This is a genomic window from Algoriphagus oliviformis, assembly GCF_017254915.1.
Classification (GTDB): Bacteria; Bacteroidota; Bacteroidia; order Cytophagales; family Cyclobacteriaceae; genus Algoriphagus; species Algoriphagus oliviformis.
Window position 1 is genome coordinate 96,005 of sequence record NZ_JAFKCT010000011.1, and the last position, 21,445, is coordinate 117,449.

The 21,445-nt window shown below is 51.3% G+C and carries 17 protein-coding genes; 8 read left to right on the top strand and 9 right to left on the bottom strand.

The genetic code is table 11. From position 1 onward, the window contains the following. Nucleotides 1–20 precede the first annotated feature (20 nt). Nucleotides 21–4,313: a DNA polymerase III subunit alpha gene (dnaE, locus tag J0A68_RS20215; protein ID WP_206580064.1), complete on the bottom strand. Its 4,293-nt coding sequence runs from the start codon at nucleotides 4,311–4,313 to the stop codon at nucleotides 21–23. Nucleotides 4,314–4,543: 230 nt separating this feature from the next. On the opposite strand from dnaE, the gene J0A68_RS20220 reads away from it, so the two are divergent. Both J0A68_RS20220 and J0A68_RS20225 read left to right on the top strand, forming a co-directional pair. After that, a complete protein-coding gene (locus J0A68_RS20220; protein ID WP_206580065.1) occupies nucleotides 4,544–4,762 on the top strand; it encodes a hypothetical protein in 219 nt (72 codons plus the stop codon). Continuing rightward, nucleotides 4,759–5,049 carry a type II toxin-antitoxin system RelE/ParE family toxin gene (locus J0A68_RS20225; RefSeq protein WP_206580066.1) on the top strand — a complete coding sequence of 97 codons (291 nt, stop codon included), beginning with the start codon at nucleotides 4,759–4,761 and terminating at the stop codon, nucleotides 5,047–5,049. The genes J0A68_RS20220 and J0A68_RS20225 overlap by 4 nt, the downstream gene beginning before the upstream one ends. 183 nt (nucleotides 5,050–5,232) lie before the next feature. Here the strand turns inward: J0A68_RS20225 and J0A68_RS20230 are convergent, their stop codons facing one another. The 5 genes from J0A68_RS20230 to J0A68_RS20250 all read right to left on the bottom strand — a co-directional run bounded on the left by J0A68_RS20230 (nucleotide 5,233) and on the right by J0A68_RS20250 (nucleotide 11,975). After that, nucleotides 5,233–5,973 (bottom strand): GLPGLI family protein, encoded by a 741-nt coding sequence (locus J0A68_RS20230; protein ID WP_206580067.1) that lies wholly within the window; start codon nucleotides 5,971–5,973, stop codon nucleotides 5,233–5,235. Between the two features lie 206 nt (nucleotides 5,974–6,179). After that, nucleotides 6,180–8,993, bottom strand: coding sequence for a TonB-dependent receptor domain-containing protein (locus J0A68_RS20235; RefSeq protein WP_206580068.1), 2,814 nt, complete (start codon nucleotides 8,991–8,993; stop codon nucleotides 6,180–6,182). Nucleotides 8,994–9,589: 596 nt separating this feature from the next. Further along, the gene (gene rsmG, locus J0A68_RS20240; RefSeq protein ID WP_206580069.1) at nucleotides 9,590–10,234 is read right to left on the bottom strand and encodes a 16S rRNA (guanine(527)-N(7))-methyltransferase RsmG; all 645 of its coding nucleotides are present in this window, start codon (nucleotides 10,232–10,234) and stop codon (nucleotides 9,590–9,592) included. Beyond that, nucleotides 10,234–10,845, bottom strand: coding sequence for an RNA polymerase sigma factor (locus tag J0A68_RS20245; protein WP_206580070.1), 612 nt, complete (start codon nucleotides 10,843–10,845; stop codon nucleotides 10,234–10,236). The genes rsmG and J0A68_RS20245 overlap by 1 nt, the downstream gene beginning before the upstream one ends. Further along, nucleotides 10,836–11,975 (bottom strand): glycosyltransferase, encoded by a 1,140-nt coding sequence (locus tag J0A68_RS20250; RefSeq protein WP_206580071.1) that lies wholly within the window; start codon nucleotides 11,973–11,975, stop codon nucleotides 10,836–10,838. Before J0A68_RS20250 ends, J0A68_RS20245 begins: the two co-directional genes overlap by 10 nt. Nucleotides 11,976–12,095: 120 nt before the next feature. Between J0A68_RS20250 and tgt the strand changes: the two genes are divergently transcribed. The 4 genes from tgt (at nucleotide 12,096) to J0A68_RS20270 (ending at nucleotide 15,995) form a co-directional block, all read left to right on the top strand. After that, entirely contained in the window at nucleotides 12,096–13,226 is a 1,131-nt protein-coding gene (gene tgt / locus J0A68_RS20255; RefSeq protein ID WP_206580072.1) for a tRNA guanosine(34) transglycosylase Tgt, read from the top strand. Nucleotides 13,227–13,230: 4 nt separating this feature from the next. Beyond that, nucleotides 13,231–14,304 (top strand): LptF/LptG family permease, encoded by a 1,074-nt coding sequence (locus tag J0A68_RS20260; RefSeq protein ID WP_206580073.1) that lies wholly within the window; start codon nucleotides 13,231–13,233, stop codon nucleotides 14,302–14,304. Then, on the top strand, nucleotides 14,305–15,222 hold the full coding sequence (locus J0A68_RS20265; protein WP_206580074.1) for a DMT family transporter: 918 nt from the start codon (nucleotides 14,305–14,307) through the stop codon (nucleotides 15,220–15,222). 242 nt (nucleotides 15,223–15,464) lie between these two features. Further along, the gene (locus tag J0A68_RS20270; RefSeq protein WP_206580075.1) at nucleotides 15,465–15,995 is read left to right on the top strand and encodes a hypothetical protein; all 531 of its coding nucleotides are present in this window, start codon (nucleotides 15,465–15,467) and stop codon (nucleotides 15,993–15,995) included. A gap of 86 nt (nucleotides 15,996–16,081) precedes the next feature. Here J0A68_RS20270 and J0A68_RS20275 read toward each other — a convergent pair whose 3' ends face one another. From J0A68_RS20275 to ispE, 3 genes are all read right to left on the bottom strand, one after another. Further along, nucleotides 16,082–16,414, bottom strand: coding sequence for a type II toxin-antitoxin system PemK/MazF family toxin (locus J0A68_RS20275; RefSeq protein WP_206580076.1), 333 nt, complete (start codon nucleotides 16,412–16,414; stop codon nucleotides 16,082–16,084). After that, nucleotides 16,401–16,643, bottom strand: a complete 243-nt coding sequence (locus tag J0A68_RS20280) for a ribbon-helix-helix domain-containing protein (protein WP_206580077.1) — start codon at nucleotides 16,641–16,643, stop codon at nucleotides 16,401–16,403. The genes J0A68_RS20275 and J0A68_RS20280 overlap by 14 nt, the downstream gene beginning before the upstream one ends. 69 nt (nucleotides 16,644–16,712) lie before the next feature. After that, on the bottom strand, nucleotides 16,713–17,519 hold the full coding sequence (gene ispE / locus J0A68_RS20285) for a 4-(cytidine 5'-diphospho)-2-C-methyl-D-erythritol kinase (protein WP_206580078.1): 807 nt from the start codon (nucleotides 17,517–17,519) through the stop codon (nucleotides 16,713–16,715). Nucleotides 17,520–18,051: 532 nt separating this feature from the next. Here ispE and ilvD point away from each other — a divergent pair. Then, nucleotides 18,052–19,740 (top strand): dihydroxy-acid dehydratase, encoded by a 1,689-nt coding sequence (gene ilvD / locus J0A68_RS20290; RefSeq protein WP_206580079.1) that lies wholly within the window; start codon nucleotides 18,052–18,054, stop codon nucleotides 19,738–19,740. A 4-nt stretch (nucleotides 19,741–19,744) separates the two neighbouring features. Next, on the top strand, nucleotides 19,745–21,439 hold the full coding sequence (gene ilvB / locus J0A68_RS20295) for a biosynthetic-type acetolactate synthase large subunit (protein ID WP_236025688.1): 1,695 nt from the start codon (nucleotides 19,745–19,747) through the stop codon (nucleotides 21,437–21,439). Nucleotides 21,440–21,445: the final 6 nt, after the last annotated feature.

The following is a 21,445-nucleotide window of genomic DNA, read 5'->3' on the forward strand; positions in this document are numbered from 1 at the left end:
GGACAGTCGGGGTAGCCACCCTACACTACTTTGTAGATCACCTCCGGAATTTCCTTGAGCGCGCGGATCATATCCGCGCTTGGATCGATGGTGAAGCGCTTCGAAAAGAGCTCCAGCGCAATGTTCTCCTTGCGGTCGATCACATCGATGTAGAGTTTGGCGTCGCCCTTGTACTTGGTGGTGATCGCTTCGAGCTTTTCCATCAGGTCCAGCGTCAGATTGTCCAGGTCGATGTGGATGCGCAGGCCTTTGACCATCTTGCCGCGCACCTCGCTGAGCAGCATGATGCTGTTGATCTTGAACTCCAGCTCATTTTCCCCGCCCCATTTTTTCTGTGCCACAGCTCCGGAGACAAAGAGGAACCAGCCCGTCATGAAATATTCCTTGAAGCGGACATAGTCGTCGCCGAAGAGGAAGAAAGTAAACGAGCCCGAATAATCTTCCAAAGTCAGCGTGCCAAAAGGCTTGCCGGTCTTGGTCGTCCGGTGTGCAAAGCTGCTCACCGAGCCCGCCAGCTTCAGTTCATTCTTCCCTTTCAGGCTTTCCACATCAGCCAAGGCAGGCAGGGCTGTGTTGGTGAAAGCCTCGATCTCCAACTTAAACTCGTCGAGGGGGTGCCCGGAGATGAAGAGCCCGACGACTTCTTTTTCGATGTTGAGCTGCTGGATTTGGGAAAAGGGCTCGATCGGTGCCACAGAGGGCAGAGGGATTTCGGCGTTTCCACCGCCTCCGCCAAAGAGGCTAACCTGAGCGCTTTCTTCCTCTTGCTGTACCTTTTGGGCGTATTTGGAGGCTTTTTCGATCAGCGTGATGTCACCGTCAGCTGCCTCCAGGTACTGTCGTCGGTGGTGTTCTTTGAAGCAGTCGAAGCCACCGGCCATAGCCAGCGCTTCCATGGTCTTCTTGTTAAGCGCTCTAGAGTTGACCCGCTTCGCAAAGTCGAAGATGTTTTTGAACGGGCCATTTTTCTCCCGCTCGATGATGATCTCTTGGACCGCGGCAGAGCCGGCACCCTTGATCGCCGCCAAGCCAAAGCGGATTTCCCCGGCTTGGTTTACGGTGAAGCCACTTTTGGATTCATTCACATCCGGACCCAAAACCGGGATGCCCATGCGCTTACACTCCTCCATGAAGAAAGTCACCTGGGTGATGTCGTTCATGTTGTTGCTTAGCACGGAGGCTAGGTACTCGGCAGGATAGTGTGCCTTCAGGTACGCGGTCTGGTAGGCCACCCAGGCGTAGCAGGTGGAGTGGGACTTGTTGAAGGCGTAGGATGCAAAAGCCTCCCAGTCTTTCCAGATTTTTTCAAGCTTTTTCGCGTCGTGTCCTTTGGCAGAAGCCTGCTCGACAAACTTCGGCTTCATCTTATCCAAGACGTCCTTTTGCTTTTTACCCATCGCCTTACGCAAGACGTCAGCCTCACCCTTGGTAAATCCGGCGAGCTTTTGGGACAGAAGCATGACTTGTTCCTGGTAGACGGTGATCCCGTAGGTTTCCTCTAGGTACTCCTGCATGTCGTCCAAGTCATAGGTGATGGGCTCCGTGCCATGCTTCCTGCGGATAAAGGAGGGGATGTATTCCAATGGCCCCGGACGGTAGAGTGCGTTCATGGCGATCAAGTCGGCAAAGACCGTCGGCTTGAGCTCGCGCATGTACTTCTGCATACCGGCGGATTCGTACTGGAAGATGCCGACTGTCTCGCCCCGCTGGAAAAGCTCATAAGTCTCCACGTCGTCGATGGGAAACTCATCCGCATTGAGTTGGATTCCGTGGCGCTCTTTCACGATCTTGATCGCGTCCTTGATCAGGGTGAGCGTCTTCAGACCAAGAAAGTCCATCTTCAGCAGGCCGGCCGACTCCACCACCGAGTTGTCAAACTGGGTGCAGACCATGTCCGAATCCTTGGCTAGCGCCACGGGAACGAAGTTGGTGATGTCATCCGGCGTGATGATGACCCCGCAGGCATGGATACCGGTGTTTCGCACGGAGCCCTCAAGCACGGAGGCTTGGTTGACTGTCCGTGCCATCTCGTCGTTGCCTGCCGCGATGCGGATGAGTTCGTCTGCTTTGGCGAGGAGTTCGCCTTGGCCTTTGAGTTTTTCCTGCAGCGCAGGTCGGTTTTTTGCCAGGGAAAAAAGTGCCTTCAGCTTGATGTCCGGTACTAGGTTGGCGAGCTTTCCGGCATCCGCCAGCGGAAGGTTCAAAACTCGCGCGGTATCGCGAATGGCGGATTTTGCGGCCATGGTACCATAAGTGATGATCTGCGCCACCTGGTTGGAGCCGTACTTTTTGATCACATAGTCGATCACACTCTGGCGGCCTTCATCGTCAAAGTCAATATCGATATCGGGGAGGGATACCCGGTCAGGGTTGAGGAATCTCTCGAACAGTAGGTCATAGGCCACTGGATCCACGTTGGTGATGCCGGTGCAGTAAGCGACCGCCGATCCAGCGGCCGACCCCCGGCCCGGGCCTACGGAAACGCCCATGTCGCGGGCCGCTCGGGTAAAGTCCTGCACGATGAGGAAGTAGCCGGGATAGCCGGTCTTCTCAATTGTTTTCAATTCGAAGTCCAGGCGCTCTTGGATCTCCGGCGTGATCTCGGGGTAGCGTTTTCTCGCCCCTTCGAAAGTCAGGTGGCGCAGGTAGGCGTTTTCGCCCCGCTTGCCCCCGTCCACGTCATCCTCTGGATGCTTGAATTCCTCTGGGATGTCGAATTTTGGCAGCAAAACTTCCCGCGCCAACTTGTAGGCTTCGATCTTGTCCACAATCTCCTGCGTGCAGATGATTGCCTCGGGCAGGTCGGCGAAGAGCTTTTTCATCTCCTCGGGAGATTTGATATAAAACTCGTCGTTTGGGAAGCCGTAGCGGAATTCCCTCCCGCGCTTGCCGATGTATTTCTTGGGCTTTTCGACCAACTCTCCATCTTTTACGCAAAGGAGAATGTCGTGGGCCTTGGCGTCGGGCTTGTCGTTGTAGTAGGTGTTGTTGGCGGCAAAGTACTTGACGCCGTATTTGGCGGCAAAGTCGAGGAGTACCTCGTTCACTTTCTCCTCCTCAGGCACTCCGTGTCGGTTGAGCTCCACGTAGAAGTCTTCGCCGAATTGCTCTTTCCACCAGAGGAAAGCCTCCTCGGCCTGCGTCTCGCCCACATTGAGGATTAAGTAAGGGATCTCCCCCCACAGTCCGCCCGTGGTGGCGATCAGGTCGCCTTTGTACTGTACCAGCAGCTCCTTGTCGATTCTCGGTACGTAATAGAATCCCTCGATATTGGCGTAGGAGGCCAGTTTGGCGAGGTTGTGGTAGCCGGCTTTGTTTTTGGCGATCAGGACGGTTTGGTAGCCGTCGTCCTTGTTGGACTTGTTTTTTCTGTCCCGGTTGAGGTTAAACTCGCAGCCCAGGATAGGCTTGAGCTCTTTGCCCATGGCTTCTTTCACGAAGTGGAAAGCCCCCATCATGTTGCCGTGGTCAGTCATGGCGATGGCTTTCATCCCCAGGTCTTTTGCACGGGCGACCAGAGCCGGAATCTCGGATGTCGCCTGGAGTACTGAGTACTGGCTGTGGACGTGGAGATGGGTGAAGGGTACGTCGGTCAAGTCCGAAATATCCGCTTTGCCAGCCTGTTTGAGGACTTCTTTCGCTGCGGCTTTGGTCTCGTCTTTGGCTTGCGCAAAGTTTGCCTCGGACAGCTTCGGTGCTTCGTAGATTACTTCATGTACCAAGATTCCGCCCTCCGGGGGATGGACTCCCTGGGTGATCAGGCCAAAAAAGCATCGTGCTGTGGCATCCACGTCATAGGCTGCGTCGTGCGCGTCGCCGAATCCCTTGCCAAAGAGTTTCTGGTGGAGTTCGGTCAGGGTTGGCCATTTGAATTTGCCTCCTCTTCCCCCAGGGAGGGCGCAGAAGTCGGTGGAAATGTCCTTGGTGTCGAGTTCTTTTTTCTCCCCCAAAGGCATCACCAGCTCCGCGCGGAGATATTCCGAACCGACGACATTGATGTCAAAGCCGATGTTGTGCCCGACCAGGTACTTGGCCTGGACTACGTCCTCGCGGAAGATCTGGAGGATTTCCTTCAGGTCATGGCCTTCGGTCAAGGCTCGCTTGGTGGAGATCCCGTGGACTTTCTCGGCATTGTAGGGGATGGTAAACCCCTCCGGCCGGATGATGTAGTTGTGATTGGAGATCAGCTTGCCCTTGGCGTCGTGGAGCTGCCAGGCGAGCTGAACCAGCCTGGGCCAGTTGTCCACATCGGACATGGGGGCATTGTAGTCCCGGGGTAGTCCGGTGGTCTCGGTATCAAATATGATGTACATGCGTCTTGGGGAAATGGGCTTTCAAATTAGGGCTAATCTGTGAAAGCAGCCAAGGGAGGGGAGGTAATTGTCGGAGAATTTTCTGCTTACTTGGGTTGGGCGATGAGGATCAGAAGGGAAAGGGGATGGCTGCTTTTGTAGGGTCGACTTGCCTACTTCAAGTCGATTTTTTGATGCGCAAAATCTATGTTGTTTTGGTTTTCGTTAGATTTATCAGAAATGCGAGAGCCATGGATTTGAAAACCAGAAAACTCAAAGTGATTGAGCAGATTGTTCAGATGGACGAATTGGCAATCCGGAAGCTGGAAGCCACTCTCACCCAAATCTTGGATATGTCAGTCTCGGTAGAGGAATACAACAAAGAACTCGAAGAGGCAATTTCGGAGATCGAACGAGGCGAAGGGCTTGAACATGAAGCCGCTGTGAGCCGGATTCGCTCTTGGAGATGAAGGTCATTTGGAGCAAAGCTGCAGTAAACAGGCTGTCAGAGCATCTAAAATGGGTGGCGGAAGATTCTTTGCTGCAAGCCGAGCGAGTCGAGGAGGGAATTCTAAAGGAAATAGAGGAGCTTTCCCTTCATCCGGAGCGATATCCTGTCGATAGGTTTAAGATCAACAATCACGGTGATTTCAGGGCTTTTGAGAAGTTTAGTCTTCGGGTATCCTACCAGATATCCGGTGATAGAATTCTTATTTTGAGAATTAGGCATGTGAAACAAGAACCCAAAAGTTACTAGGCTCTTCCCTTATTTTTCGGGGCCTTTTAAATCGGGGTTTCGGTGCAAGGCTTACAAATCGGAAATAGTCAAAAACTCGGAAAATCCTTCCAAGAGATTACCTGCCCGTAGGAGCATTTTTGGTTGAGGTCTCCCGAATGGATGAGGCCTTATCCTATTCCCTCTACTTCCGATAGTACCTCCTCAATATCTCAACTCCCACATCCAAGCTCGCTTGCTTTTGATGGAAGTCTGGATGAAATCCTGGACCAGATCCTGATATTCAGTGCCCGATACTTCCCTTCCTTTCATTTTTTTTGGCAGGGCGATGACTTCTTCGGGTTCGCCAAAAGTGATTTTCTCGGCTTCGACGATCAGCATGCCGTCGTTGATGTCATAGGCCAAGATCAGACCCGGTAACCCGAATTGCTCTTCGGGCCCGACGGGAACCGGTATATCGGAGGCAAACCAGGCAGTGATCTTTTGGCCTTTGATGGGGTCTTCACTGACGGCTTTCATACACATGTGTCCGAGAATGTCCCTTATTTCGTTCATTACCCTCCATTTTGGGGCGTTTAGGCTGTCACGGACAAGGTACGTTTTGCCCATTTGATCCATGTACTTGAGGTAGGTCTGCTCTTTTAGGTTGTTTTCAATGAAATAGTCCTCTACTTGCCAAGAGTAGCTTTGCACCTGGTATGGGGTACCGAAGGTATAGAGGCTTTTTTCTGGCCAAAACTGGAGTTTCATCCGGGTACTATAGCCGTCGGGGTTACCCCAGGAAAGCAGGATTCTATCCCGTTCCTGATCTGTAAGGTGGGGCAGGCTTGCGTAGATTTTGTCATAGAAAATTTTGTAACGGTACTCTACCTCTCCCACTATGTTTTGGGCTCTTAGCCCTGTGGTAATCAGTATCAGCGCAAGGATTTTAAGGATTGATTTCATTATTGTAAAGGTTGGCAGGTAGTTTAAATTATATGATTATCCGCTTTTATGCCAGTAGGCAGCCGTGACAAACCGAAAGAACGCCAAAACCAGGGCTTTGCCCTTCTTTGGTCTTCGGTCATCGGTCTTCCAGCCTGCCTGAACAGACAGGCCCGATTGAAGAAGCAAATTCGCTTACTGGCAAGATTGCGGATAATCATGTTAGATTATCTTCTGGCTTTCACTTCAATTCCCCGCATGTTGTAGGTCAAGCCGAGCAGGAAGTATCTGGCCAAAGTCTCGATTCTGCCAGTAGAAACGTAGTTCTGTCCAGCATACTGGCTGATGGTTTGGTTTTTATCGAGGATGTCATTGGCCGAAAGTCTGACTTCCCATTTTTTTGCCTCACCGAGTAGTTTGTAGAAGGATGCATTGAGAATGGGCACTTTCTGGTCAAATCCAAAGCTTTCATTTTTATATCGATTGTAGTTGAATTTCACGTCCAGGTAAAAGTCCTTGGGCAATTTGATGTTTGCATTGCTATAGGCGCTCCAATTCACAATATCCTGGTTTTGGGAAGGGTTTTGCTCGTAGTCGGTTTTGCTCAGGCGGAAGGACGACCCGGCATAGAGGCCGAGCCATTCCAGAGGCGTCAGGTCAAAGTTTGCGCCGAAGTTATGGCTGTAGGTATGCGTCTCCGTTTCGATGGAATTGATCAGGGAGAGGCTCTTGTTATAGGATGGATTTGCATATAGGTATGCGTTGGCCTTGGTCTTTACGATGGGGAAGCCAAAGCCGAGGTAGGGGTAAAAGCGCTGTCCTCCGGAAGCATTGCCGGATTTGTAGGTGGTGACAAGGGTTTCCGGATTGATCGTCTGGTTTTGGACGACCTGATTTTGATAGAATGTCGCATTGAATGAGAACCGGAAATTGATAAAGGTCGCGGGGTCGTACATGTTGTATCCGGTGTTGAAAGAATGGGAAACTTCGGGCTCCAGATCTGGATTTCCTTCCCGGATATAGAGCGGATTGGAAATGTCCTTATAGGGCTGGAGGTCTGCGATACTTGGCGGAGTCACTCCCATGGCATAGCTGGCGTTGATCCGCTTGTTGCCCTTCATGGTTTTCCAATAGGATACATTGGGGGTGAAATTGAGGTAGCTCTTGTTCACTCTGCCCAGGATCTCACTGCCTTCTACCACGGAAAACTCTCCGTTCAACCGGTAGTTGGATGCGGCTAGTCCCACGCTCAGGTTAGATCCCTTGTTCGCATATCGGATACTGGAGCCCAGTCGATTGTAGGTGATTTTGTTGTCAAAAAACCGGCTGAGCTCAGGATTGAGCTCTCTCGTGTCGCTGGTCTCCACATCGTACACCTGTCGGTTTGTTTCGCTGGTAGATTGGCTGAAATTGTAGAACGTCTCCCAAAAGAATATCTTCTTGATGGGTTCGACATAGAGCAGGCTTGATTTGATCAGGTTCGAGCCATTCAATGCCTGGATGACTTGGTCCAAGCTTTGAAAGTAAGTATTCGGGTCGGTCGAGTTCAGGTGGTCCACTATCGCCTTTTGGGTGCCATCCTGGTCTGCCTTGCTATAAGTGTCACTGATGGATGCCGCAAAATTCCGCCCACTTTTTTTGAACTTATGGCGATAGATGGCTGTGCCTTGAAAGGCTCCCGACCACTTATCTGACTGGTTGTCCCGATCCATTTGGCTTTGTTCCATGGTGCTGCGTATCAGCTCCTGATGGCTAAACAGCAGGGTGTTGAGTGAACTTAGCCTTCCCTTCGCGGTTAGGGTGATGGTGTTCGCGCTGTCGAGCTCATTTTGAAAACGAAGATTTACTCGATGGTGACCTGCCACATTGTTTTGTCGACTTTGGTCCGTGGAGGTGAAGGAGGTATTGTCCTGTAGAAAGTTGGTTCGGCTATTGACACTTTTCAGGATTTGGTCGCTACGGCTGTAGAAATAGTTGCTGCTGAAGTCCTTTTTGTCTTTCAGGTAATTGTAATTGATTCCCACAGCCTGATTGTTGGAATAGCCCGAGTTGAGGTTGTTGAAGGGGATTTCGAAGGATTCCTCATTGTCTCCTCCCGAAAAAACGATGTAATTGCCTCCGCCTCCATTGAAGCCGAAGTCCCCTGTGTCGCCAAATTGGAAAGCACTGCTGCCCCTAAACTCTTGGAGGTCATCCCAGCTCAGTCCGGATTGGTTGACATTGTTGCCATAGCCGATGACCGAAAACTGGTTCACTTTGTCAAACTTGTTGAATGAGGCATTGGCGTTCCATCTTTCATCTGGTCCAGCTGCTGCGGAGACTTTGCCAAAGCCTCCTTTTTTCGCTTCTTCCTTTAGCTCCACGTTTAGGGTTTTTTCCTTTACTCCATCTTCCACGCCCGTGAGTTTGGACTGTTCCGACTTGTCATCAAACAGCTGAAGCTTGCTGATCGATTCGGCATTCAGGTTTTGCGTGGCCATTTTGGTATTCCCTCCGAAAAAGCGCCTCCCATCCACGGTGACCTTCTGCACTTGCTCTCCTTGGGCGATGATATTTCCGTTCGCATCGATCTGCATCCCCGGCAGCTTGCGGAGTAGATCTTCCAAAGTCGCTCCGGGGGGCACTTTGAATTTACTGGCATCGTATTCCAGGGTGTCCCCACGCATCATCAAGGGTGCTTTGGCAGCTTTCACCACTACCTCATAGAGTTCCTGCAGGATGGGCTTCAACTGGATCTCCTCCACCTCCAGCACATCTGTGTCGGGCAGTACCAGTTCCTTTTGGAAGGGGAGGTAGCCCATGTAGGTGGCCTTGATGAGCAGGGGCTGCCGCTCCACATTCTTGAATTGGTATTCTCCCGACTTGTTGGTCAGCGTGTAAGCCACCAGGGCAGAATCTGTCGGGCTGAGGAGGAGCACAGAGGTGTAGTCAAGCGGGAGGTTGGTGGTGTCTTTCACTGTTCCGCTGATAGTAAGTTTGGACTGGGCTTGCGAAGCAAAAGTAATGGCAAGCACGAGGAGGAGTGAAAGGAAAAATTTCATTTTGTCGGCGTTATATTTTTCAACTATAAAATCAATGACTAAAACTGCACTCCATTCCCAAATCGTTGCCATTGCCCCTTTGCATAGGGCACATGGTCAAGGTTTGGTGGGAAGAATAGAAATCTGACTAAGCTGAAAATTCGGGGTGCTCTACTTTGGCAACCCGCTGATGGCCACGATCCTATGCTAACCCTTGAAGCGTGACTTCAAAAAAAGAGGCCATTCACTTCCTTCTTCTTTGCCCAATGCTGGGCGAACTCAAAAATTCTGTCAATCAAGTAGTGTCTTTCGCTAAAAATCGGCTGTCACCAAATGATCGTTCTGGTAAGCGGTTTAATACTGTTATATTATTAATTATTTCCTAGAAATAGCGTAACTATTCTGTTAAAAATTGTTAGCGGGATACTGGGCTTGGTTGTTCTTGTAAAAAATCATTTTCGCAAATGGCTTCAAATGAAAGGCTTGCGAGTGTCCTGACGTCAAAAGCGCCAAATGGTGCTATAGGCCCAAACTCATAGATCCCAGTAGTGTACGGTATGCGCAAAAATCGGATGCCTTGCTGGTGTTTTTATACAGCTGATTTTTAGGGATAGACCTTATCGTTTGTCCTCCCAGGGCATGTAGACGACCTTTTTGGTCTCGAAAAAATCCTCCTTGAAGTAGTCCTCCAGGTGGTAGGTCACATACGATCTGTCCAGCTCCTCCATCTCCTCGTCCACATCGCCCCCTTTGAGGTAGAGGATGCCGTTTTGGAATTCGTTGAAGTCTTCGCGCTTGATCTTGCCTTTGACCCAAGGGTAAAAATTGACCATCCGCGTCACCGCACGGCTGACCACGAAGTCGTACTTTCTCACCAAAGTCTCCGCCCTGGCCTGCTGAGCCTCGACGTTGCCCAGCTTGAGGGACTTGGCTACCTCCTTCACCACGCTGATCTTTTTCCCGATGGAATCGACCAGATGAAAGTGGGTATCGGGAAAAAGAATCGCCAAAGGAATCCCCGGAAATCCCCCTCCAGTGCCTATGTCGAGCACTTTGGTACCGGGCTGGAAACGCATCACCTTGGCAATGCCCAGTGAGTGCAGCACGTGGTGGACATAAAATTGCTCCATGTCCTTGCGGCTGATCACGTTGATTTTGGCATTCCAGTCTTCATAGAGCTCCTGCAATCGGTCAAACTGCTCGATTTGCTTTTCACTCAGGTCAGGAAAATAGGATAGGATCAGCTGGGTGCCTGGATTCATCAGATGTGTTTTTCTTTGCCGGAGGCGATTTCGTAGAGAAGCTCTCTGGAGCGGTGGAGTTGGGCCTTGACGGTGCCGAGGGGCTTCTCCAGCTCCTGGGCGATCTCCTCGTAGGAGAGCTCGTCAAAGTAGCGCAGCTGCACGAGCTTGCGGTATTTCGCGGGCAGCTTGTCCACAAAGATCCGCACCATCTCGATCCGCTGGGACTTGATGAACTCGTCCTGGGGATTGTTGTCGTCGTCTTCCACGTCGATATTGACCGAGTTGCCGCTGTCGTCCGACATGGTGTTGTTGAGGCTCATGGTTTTGAGCTTCTTTTTCCGGATAAAATCGATGGTGTTGTTCGTCGCGATGCGAAAGAGCCAGGTAGAAAAAGTGTAGTCCTTTTTGAAACGCTCGAGGTTTCGGAAGGCTTTGGCAAAGGCCTCCATCGTCAGGTCTTCCGCGTCGTCCGCGTCGCGGATCATCTTCAGGATCATGAAATAAACGGCCTTTTTGTACCGCTTCATGAGCGTTGCATAGGCCTGCTGGTCTTTTTCCATCACGGCCCTGTCGATCAGATCAAAATCCTCGAGTGCCTTATTCGAAAAACCGCGTTCGTTTATTTCCATTGGATGTCTTTTGCCTGGTAAGATACTGATCCCAACACCCAAAAATAGCCCAGATACATAAAATCATTGACCAGGATATTCATTGGAGTGGCGGATCCCTGAACCTTTTTGGAAGCGGAGGTGAAAATTCTGAAAACCAAAAAGGACCGTAGTAAAATAATACCCAAAACGGCAGAAAATTGTTCCCATTGTTGGCTGATTCCAAAATAAATCAACAATCCGAGCCCGCCAATCCAGAAAAGTCCATGGGAAAGCGGAAATAGTCCAATCTTTCGCTTGTCTTCGCCGCGGTAGTATTTGCCCGCATGGAGGTGGCGTTTTTTCTGCACCAGGTATTCTTTCCAGGTTTCCTTGGGGATGGAGGTGGTGTTGGCCTCTGGGTCGAGCACGATAGCGGTGTTTTTTCCCGTGGCGTATTGGTTGACAAAGAGGTCGTCGTCACCGCCTTCGATGTGCCAGATCCCCTTGAAGGCTTTGGCGTCCATGAAGAAGCTCCTGCGGTAGCAGAGGTTGCGGCCCACTCCCATGAAGGGGGCATTCCAGAGACCGAAGGAGAAATAAAACAAGGCGGTGAGAATGGTCTCAAACTGGATCCAGCGATTGAGCAGGCTGGACTTGACCGCATAGCCTGAAAAGCCAAGCGAGAAGGTTCGGCCATCTTCACGCACTGGGGCGGTCATCTTGCGTATCCACTGGTTGCTGGTTGGCATGCAGTCTGCGTCTGTCAGTAGGATGACGTCGTTTTTGGACACTTTGATACCGAGGGTCAGCGCAAATTTTTTGGCAGTGACGTGCTTGGGCGTGTATTTGACCGTCACGGACCGGAGTCGGGGATAGATGGCCATCATTTCCTCCAGCAGACGCTTGGTGCGGTCGGTGCTGCGGTCATTGACGACCATCACGTCAAACTTCCCATAATCCTGCTCGAATAGCTTGGGGATGAGTGTTTTGAGGTTGTGGAACTCGTTGTGGGCAGCGACCAAGACAGTCACTCCCTCCTCAGGGTTTTGGTTTTTCGAAGACTTGGAGGATGAGTTGAACCAGGCTGTCCGTCCAAATATCGCCAGCAGATAAACTGCCTGAATGATAATGCCGATGCCAAAGAAAAACCAGAGTAAAAATAGGCCCATAGGTCGATTTTGCTCGGCAAATATAAAATCAATTTCAGCAAGTCATTTAAGAATAAGTGGATATTTTTGCGAGCAAAAAGGGGCATTTTGTAGGCCTTTTCTACAGGCTCTGTTTCCGTCATGAAGTTTACCCTAGCACAGAAAGATACCCAAACCAAGGCCCGAGCAGGCACGCTTACCACCGATCACGGAACGATTCAGACGCCGATTTTCATGCCCGTGGGCACAGCTGGTACCGTGAAAGCGGTACACCAGCGTGAGCTCAAGGAGGACATCAAAGCGCAGATTATCTTGGGCAATACCTATCACCTTTACCTGCGTCCGGGATTGGATATTTTGGAAAAGGCTGGAGGACTGCACGGGTTCAATGGCTGGGATCGCCCCATCCTGACGGACTCTGGGGGCTACCAGGTTTTTTCCCTGGCGGGTACCCGCAAGATCAAGGAAGAGGGGGTGACTTTCAAGTCGCACATCGACGGATCCAAGCATGTCTTTCCCCCCGAAGGCGTCATGGATATCCAGCGCACGATCGGTGCGGACATCATCATGGCCTTTGATGAGTGTACCCCCTATCCCTGTGAGTATGGCTACGCGCGCAAGTCCATGGAGATGACCCATCGCTGGCTGGATCGCTGCATCCAGCGCTTTGACAGCACCGAGGGGAAGTATGGCTACAGCCAGACGCTTTTCCCCATCGTGCAGGGCTCCGTGTACAAGGATCTGCGAAAGCAAAGCGCGGAATTTATCGCTTCACGTGGCCGCGAGGGCAATGCAATTGGTGGGCTTTCCGTAGGCGAGCCTGCGGAAATGATGTACGAGATGACCGAGCTGGTGACCGATATCCTGCCCGCGGACAAGCCTCGCTACCTCATGGGAGTAGGCACGCCTGCCAACATATTGGAGTGCATCGCGCTGGGTGTGGACATGTTTGACTGCGTGATGCCCACCCGCAATGCCCGAAACGGCATGCTTTTCACTTCCGAGGGGATCATCAATATCCGGAACGAAAAGTGGAAGGATGATTTTTCCTCCATAGATCCCGCCATCGGCAACTACGCCAGCACCTTTTACACCAAGGCTTACCTCCGCCACTTGACCGTTTCCAAAGAGATTTTGGCCGCGCAGATTGCGAGTATTCATAATCTGGCCTTCTACCTCTGGCTCGTCGGGCAAGCAAGAGAGCATATCCTTGCCGGCGACTTTGCCGTTTGGAAAAACCAAATGGTGGAAAAAGTGAGCAGACGCCTCTGAATCGATGAAAATACTAGACAAGCTGATCATCAAGGAATTTTTGAAGACCTACTTCTTCGTGGTCGTCATGCTGATCCTGATCGTCTTGGTCTTGGACTTCACGGAAAAGAACGACGCCTACATCCGCAATTCCGTCCCAGCCGGAGAGATTTTGAGATACATGGGCAACTATGGCCTCTACCTCAACAATCTCCTGACTCCGATCACGGTGTTCATCGCGGTCATTTTCATCACTTCCAAGATGGCCGGGCGGACGGAGATCGTCGCGATCCTGAGTTCGGGGGTGAGCTTCGTGCGCATGCTGAGACCATTTCTACTGGGAGCAGCGATGATCGGTACCATCAGCTTTCTGATGAATGGATGGGTGTTGCCCGGGGCGACGGCAGGCGTGACGGAGTTTAAGGTCACCTACCTGGACAAGGGGAGGGCTTCCTCCGATGCCGATATCCACATCCAAGTGGGATCCAATGCCTTGGCCTACCTGTCGAGGTACTACAAGCTGAACAATACCGGCTATCACTTCACGCTGGAGGAGATCCAGGATGGGCAGCTCCTGGCCAAGCTGTCGGCGGACCGGATCCAGTGGGATACCGCAAAAAACGTGTGGAGGCTGGAAAACTGGAAACTCCGCAAGCTCCATGAAACAGGGGAGGACTATCAGGTAGGCTCCGAGCTGGACACCGTGCTGTCGATCTCGCCAAGTGATTTTAACCTGCCCGAAAACCACCACGAAACGCTAAAGCTCCCCGAGCTGAGCCGGCAGATCAAAGTCTTGGAAAGCCGCGGCGCGGACAATGTCAATTTTTACCGCATCGAGCGCTATGTGCGCTTCATGTCGCCATTTGCCGCTTTGATCCTGACGTTCATCGGTGTGATCATGTCTGCCCGCAAGACCCGGGGAGGATCGGGATTTCAGATCGCGATGGGCTTTATGCTTGCCTTTGTCTATATCCTGCTCTTTATCCTTTCCCGGACTTTCGCTGAGAACGGGACGGAGTACCCCATTTTTGCGGTATGGCTGCCCAATATTGTCTTTGCGCTGACCGGGCTGGTACTCTATAAAACAGTCCCGAGGTAGATGGTCGGGAAGGCAACCCTTCGGGACTATTTCATGCTCCACTTCATCGTGCTGATCTGGGGTTTCACGGCGATATTGGGATTGCTGATCAGCCTACCGTCTCTGGAGCTGGTATTCTACAGGACGCTGATAGCGGCGCTCGGTGTAGCCATTCTTTGTGCTTTTAGGAAAAAGCCCCTGCTGCTTCAATGGGCCGAAATCCTGAAGATATCGGGGGTGGGAGTCTTGATCTCCCTGCACTGGATTTTCTTTTTCTGGTCGGCCAAGGTGTCCACCGCCTCGGTATGCCTGGCAGGTATGGCCACCACCTCGCTTTGGACGGCGCTGGTGGACCCGGTGATCAACAGGACCAAGATCAAATGGTATGAGGTGGCCTTGGGGCTGCTGGTGATCTCCGGGCTGCTGGTGATTTTTCAGTTTGAGACCGGCTATTGGCTCGGGCTGGCGATGGCCTTGCTTTCGGCGTTTTTGGGAGCTTTGTTTTCCGTGCTCAACGGGCGGCTCACCCTCCGACACAGCCCCTACCATATTACCTTTTACGAGATGGGGGCTGCCTGCTTGGCAGCCTTGGTGTTTATGCCGGTTTACGCCGTCTACCTGACCGACGGGCAGCCCCTGCAGCTGGCCTGGCAAGCTTTGGACTGGCTTTGGCTGTTGATTTTGGGAGGCGTCTGCACCGTTTACGCTTTCTCGGTTTCTGTTGAGCTGATGAAGCGGCTTTCGGTTTTCACCATCAACTTGACCGTGAATCTCGAGCCGGTGTACGGAATCGTTTTGGCGGTGTTGATTTTTGGGGAAAGTGAAAAAATGACCCCGCAGTTTTACCTGGGCACGCTGATCATTCTGGTTTCGGTGCTGCTGTATCCGCTGATGAATTTTTGGAACCGAAGAAAAAAGCCGGTCCGGCCGCTGGGGTGATTTTTTTGCCCCACTATTTTGAAATTGTAATAAGTAGTTTATTTTCGGTGGAAAATATTTTTAACCTAATTTTTAAGACCACGGGTTTGATTTTACAAACAAATCTCGGTTTCTCTAACCCTACCCCCCTTTTGCCCTTTTTTCAATGGAGGATTAGGCTAGCGGAGTTCGTCGAGTGCGAACTATGATGTTGAGAGGATCCGGAAGTACATGTTTTGCCTATAGCCTCAGATTCAACTATGATGAAAACTTCTTTCGCTATCTCTTTCTTTTTGATACTGTTTTGGGCTCCGTCCATTTCAAAAGGGCAGGAAAAAAAATTTCAATATCAGATCTTGGGCGTTGTCACAGAACAAAGTGACAATAGCTATACAAAGCCCTTTCAGATTGGAGGAGGGTTGGGTTTTGGGATATATAGGGAAGTTAAGCTCGGAAGATTTGGGCTGGAGGGCAGTGCTTTATATTTGGACCACAAGGAAAAACACGATGATTTAAGGAACACATATGAGGGGATAAGTCTCAATGCGAGGTTTAATTTCCTAGTCAAGACAGTTTCCTTGGGAGAACGACGGGTGTATCTAGGCCCGGCTCTCGGGATCTGCAAGCCGCTGAATGGAGAAGGCGATTATTATGGGCCGAGTTTGGGTGCAGGTGCCAAAGCTTTAGTTCCAGTGCGGATTTCCGGTTTTCCGTTTTACCTGACCTATGATTTCGAATACATTACCATTCAGGGTTATAGTAGAAACAGTATCGGGGTAAGTTTTTGGCCCTAAAGAGGGGATGCCAGTCCGAGGGGCTGTCATTTCTTTTTTCTACCCATGCATCTGATGACGACCCCAGCCATTTGTCAGAAACTTTCTCAAAGCGTGGTAATATCCTTCAGCGTAGCCAGCGCTTCCTTTAGCTCTTCGTCCCGGATGTCGCCGATTTTTTCGATCAGTCGATCCTTGGAGATGGATCGGATGTGAAACACCATCAGTTCGGAGACCATTTTCAATCCATTTCTCGGAGAGGGCTCGAGAATCGGGTTTCCCTGATAGTTTTTAATCTTGGAGCTCAGCGGCGCCGTGATCACGACCTGGAGAAACTTGTTCATCATGTTCCCGCTCAGGATCACGACCGGCCGCCGTCCTGATTGCTCCGATCCGACGACCGGATTGAGGTCGGACATCCAGATCTCACCTTGCCTCATCGTCGATCTGCTTGAGGTAGGTAGCCATTCCCTCTTCCGCGACCATCAAGATATCTTCATCTTCCCCGGCCACGCGATAGGACTTGACGTACTCTGCCCGCTTTAGATGATCGAGATAGAGATTGAGCGCGTTTTCGATGAGCTTGTTTTTGGGGAGGGAGAGCTTCTGGGCGTAGTCGGCAAGGCGCTGAAGCAGGTCGTCTGGTAGTGAACTGGTGAAGGTTGCCATCATATTTTATATTTATGAAATATAAATATAATGAATAAGTAAAATATATAACATGCTGGCTATTAATTTTTACAGTTCAGCTTCGAATACAAAATAGCCCTCATCCCATTCTATGGTGTCAGGCTTTTTCTCAAAAAGACCAAAAACCGAAGATCCCGACCCGGACATGGCTGCATAGAATGCTCCGGCACCATACATTTTCTCCTTGATCTCCCCGATCTCGGGATAGGCCGCAAAAACGCTCGCCTCAAAGTCGTTGACCAATTCGGCTTTCCATCGTGCCCGGTCGGCGAGCACTTCTTCCAGCAGGACTTTCGGTGCCGCCGGACTCACGCCGGCATAGGCTTCCTTCGTGCCGACATGGATTCCCGGATTGATCAGCACCATATGGACTCCTTTTAGCGAAAGGTCGATTGGCTCGAGGATCTCACCCCGTCCCCGGGCGATTTTGGGCGTGTTTTCTACGAAAAAAGGGCAGTCGCTGCCCAGCTGCGCGGCATACTCCTCCAGGAAATAGTCGTCGAGATGGAGGTCAAAGAGATTGTTCATCAGCTTGAGCGCAAAGGCGCCATCGGCCGATCCCCCGCCCAGGCCAGCTCCCATGGGGATGCTTTTGTGGAGGTGGATGCTCAGATTGGGAAGGCCCGGAAAATCCTTTTTGAGGAGTTTTTCGGCTTTGAGGATGAGGTTGTCCTTGGGGTCGCCTGGGATGGCCAGCCCGGTGGAGGCCCAGGCGGACTTCTTGTCGATGATCATTTCCAGCGCGTCTGTCATCGGAATGGGCACCATGCAGGTCTCGATGTCGTGGTATCCATCCTTACGTTTGGCCGTGATATGGAGTCCAAGGTTGATTTTTGCGTTGGGAAAGCTGATCATGCGGAAAGTGTTTGGGCAAAAATAATCGAATAAGATTGAGAAAGAATCCTTGCTTGCTCTTTGAAAATTCCCTAATCTTTCCGATAAATTTTAGGTATTTATCAGTGTATCATTTTTTTTCTTAAATAAAAGGGAATAAATTTTCGAAAAATTTGAAGAATCCTGAAATCGATACAAAATTTCGGAAATCAGCTGTTTTTGGAGGGTTTTTGAAAAACTGATTTTGATATCCGTGAAAAACTGAAATAATATTTTAAAAAAAATATTTTTTCCTAATATTAAAATTTGTGAAGAACGAATTGCGAAGAATTAAATATTGTAAGTCTCAAAAAGGGGTTTTAATATTGTCGTGTGATTCGCAACCGCAGCATCAAATCTCAAACCGCGATATGTCTTTACCTTTGGTCGTCGTCCTCCTAAGCTTTATTATTCTCGTCGGATTTTCGAAGTGAGGCACTAGACCATTATAATCCAGTATATAAAAATCTAAAGTGCCTCACCGACCTGAGGCACTTTTTTATTTAGCAGTAATATGACCCTAAGCAATCTTAAGAAGTACAGTTGGGAAATCAGTGACAACGACGAACATCCGGCGGGCAAAGCCATGCTGTATGCCACTGGCTTGAGCGACAAGAAGATGAAACAGCCTTTTGTAGGGATAGCGAGTTGTGGCTATGAAAGCAACCCCTGCAATATGCACCTCAATGACTTCGCCGGTCTGATCAAGCAATCCTCCCAGGAATATGATCTGACCGGTTTGGTTTTTAATACCATCGGCATTTCGGATGGCACTTCCATGGGGACTTTGGGCATGCGCTACTCGCTGGTCTCCAGGGAGATCATTGCCGATTCCATCGAGTCTTTTATCGTGGGCCATTCCTTTGATGGCTGCGTGGCCGTGCCGGGTTGCGACAAAAACATGCCTGGGGCTGTCATGGGCCTGCTCCGCACTAACCGCCCATCGATCATCATGTATGGAGGTACGATCGCCTCCGGGCATTATAAAGGTGAAAAGCTGAACATCGTCTCCGCTTTTGAAGCCTTCGGAAAGCGCGTACAGGGCACCATCTCCGACGAGGACTACGATGGCGTGATTCGCAACGCTTGCCCTGGCAAAGGTGCTTGTGGAGGGATGTACACCGCCAATACCATGAGCTCCGCTATAGAGGCGATGGGGATGTCCCTGCCTTACTCTTCCTCCTATCCCGCAAACTCCGCCGAGAAGCTGAGAGAATGCCAGGAAGTAAACAAGTACATGCGCATCATCCTGGAGAAGGATATCAAACCAAAGGATATCATCACCCGCAAAAGTATCGAAAATGCCGTGCGCGTGACCATCGCCCTTGGGGGTAGCACCAATGCCGTGCTGCACCTCTTGGCTATCGCCAAGACAGCTGGAGTGGACTTCACCCTCGAGGACTTTAAAGCAATCAATGCCACCACGCCTATGCTCGGCGACTTCAAGCCTTCCGGCAAGTTTATGATGGAAGACCTTCACGAGCAGGGCGGGCTTCCGGCTTTCATGAAATACTTCCTCAATGCGGGCTATCTCCACGGAGACTGCATGACGGTCACAGGCAAGACTTTGGCGGAAAATCTGGAAAACATCGAGCCGATCACGCCTTCCATGGTCAATGTGATCCATCCGATAGAGACTCCGCTGAAGAAGACTGGCCACCTCTGCATCCTGAAGGGCAATCTCGCCCCAGAGGGAGCGGTGTCCAAGATCACCGGCAAGGAAGGTACTTCCTTCACTGGTCCGGCTCGGGTATTCGATTCCGAGCAGGAGGCCAATGATGCCATCCGAGATCACCAAGTGAAAGCCGGAGACGTCATCGTCATCAGAAGTGTTGGTCCGAAGGGAGCTCCTGGCATGCCAGAGATGCTGAAGCCGACTTCTATGATTATCGGCGCCGGGCTGGGTTCGGATGTGGCCTTGATCACTGACGGAAGATTTTCAGGAGGGACGCACGGTTTTGTCGTGGGACACGTCACTCCCGAGGCATGGTGTGGAGGCCCGATCGGCCTCTTGAAAGACGGAGATATCATTACCATTGATGCTGACGGGTTAGATTTGTCAGTCGATGTGTCGGAGGAAGAGTTTGCCGCGCGCCGTGGCTCCTGGTCTCCGAAGACTATCGAAGGACTTCAGGGAACCCTCAAAAAATACAACCAACTTGTGGCAACCGCTTCCGAGGGTTGCGTAACAGATAAATTTTAAGCCTATGAAGGACATGATGATCCGAGGGGCGGACATAGTTGTTCGCTCACTTATCGCAGAGCAGGCAGAGATTATTTTCGGGTACCCCGGTGGAGCGATCATGCCGGTGTACGACGCGCTCTACGACTATCATGAGCAAATCAAGCATGTGTTGACCCGCCATGAGCAGGGCGCGATCCATGCAGCCCAGGGCTACGCCCGAGTCAGTGGCAAAGTGGGCGTCTGCCTCGCAACCTCTGGTCCAGGGGCGACCAACCTCATCACCGGTCTGGCGGATGCGCAGATTGACAGCACGCCTCTGGTCTGCATTACCGGACAGGTGGCGGCCCATTTGCTGGGTACCGATGCTTTTCAGGAGACAGACGTGGTGGGTATCTCCATGCCCGCGACCAAGTGGAATATCCAGGTCCAACGGGTGGAAGACATCGCTGCGGCTATTGCCAGGGGCTTTTTCATCGCCCGCTCCGGAAGACCGGGGCCGGTGCTGATCGATATCACCAAAAATGCCCAGACGGACTTTGGCGAGTACAACTACGTGCCCTGCCTCGGCTTCAGATCTTATAAGACCTATGAGCCGGTGGAGGTGTCCAAGATCCAAGAGGCGGCCGACCTGATCAACAAGGCCGAGCGTCCTTACGTGCTCTTTGGCCAGGGGGTTGTTTTGGGAAAAGCAGAGGCTGAGCTGAAGTTTTTCCTGGACAAGACCGGGATTCCGGCGGCTTCTACGCTGCTCGGGTCTGGCGCGCTCTCCCAAGACCATCCCAACTATGTCGGTAAGCTGGGGATGCATGGCAACTATGCCCCGAATTTGCTGACCAACCAATGTGATGTGTTGATCGCTGTGGGGATGCGCTTTGACGACCGGGTGACCGGTGACCTGAAGCGCTATGCCAAGCAGGCGAAAGTGATCCATCTGGAACTGGATCCCGCCGAAGTCAACAAGAACGTAAAGGCCCATGTGGCAGTAGTCGGAGATTGCAAAGAAAGCCTCTCCATGCTCACCTCGGCCGTGGAAGGGAAGAAACACGAGTCCTGGATGGCCCGATTCAGAGAACTGGAGCAGGAAGAAAAATCCACGGTAGTCCAGCCGGACATCATGCCGACCAAGGCTGGTCTGACCATGGGCGAAGTGATCCACCAGATCAACCAATACAAGGCAGATGATGCGGTACTCGTCACCGACGTAGGGCAGCATCAGATGATCGCCTGGAGGTATTTCAACTATAAGAAGCCGAGAACCCAAGTGACTTCCGGAGGTTTGGGCACGATGGGCTTTGCCCTTCCAGCCGCGCTGGGAGCGCAGCTTCACGACTATTCCAGACAGGTCGTCTGCGTAGTGGGTGACGGCGGGATCCAGATGACGATCCAGGAGCTGGGTACCATCATGCAGACCAAGGCACCGGTGAAAATCGTGCTTCTGAACAACAACTACCTTGGCATGGTGCGTCAATGGCAGCAGATGTTCTTTGACAAACGCTATTCGTTTACCGAATTGGACAATCCCGAGTTTATCAAGATTGCCGAAGCTTACAATATCAAATCCCAGAAAGTTTCTGATCGGGCTGACCTGAAGGAGGCCATCGAAGATATGTTTATCCATGACGGACCATTCTTCCTGGAAGTGGTGGTCGAAAAAGAGGACAACGTATTTCCGATGATAGCCACAGGCTGCTCGGTGGAAGAGGTCAGACTTAGCTAATCCAAA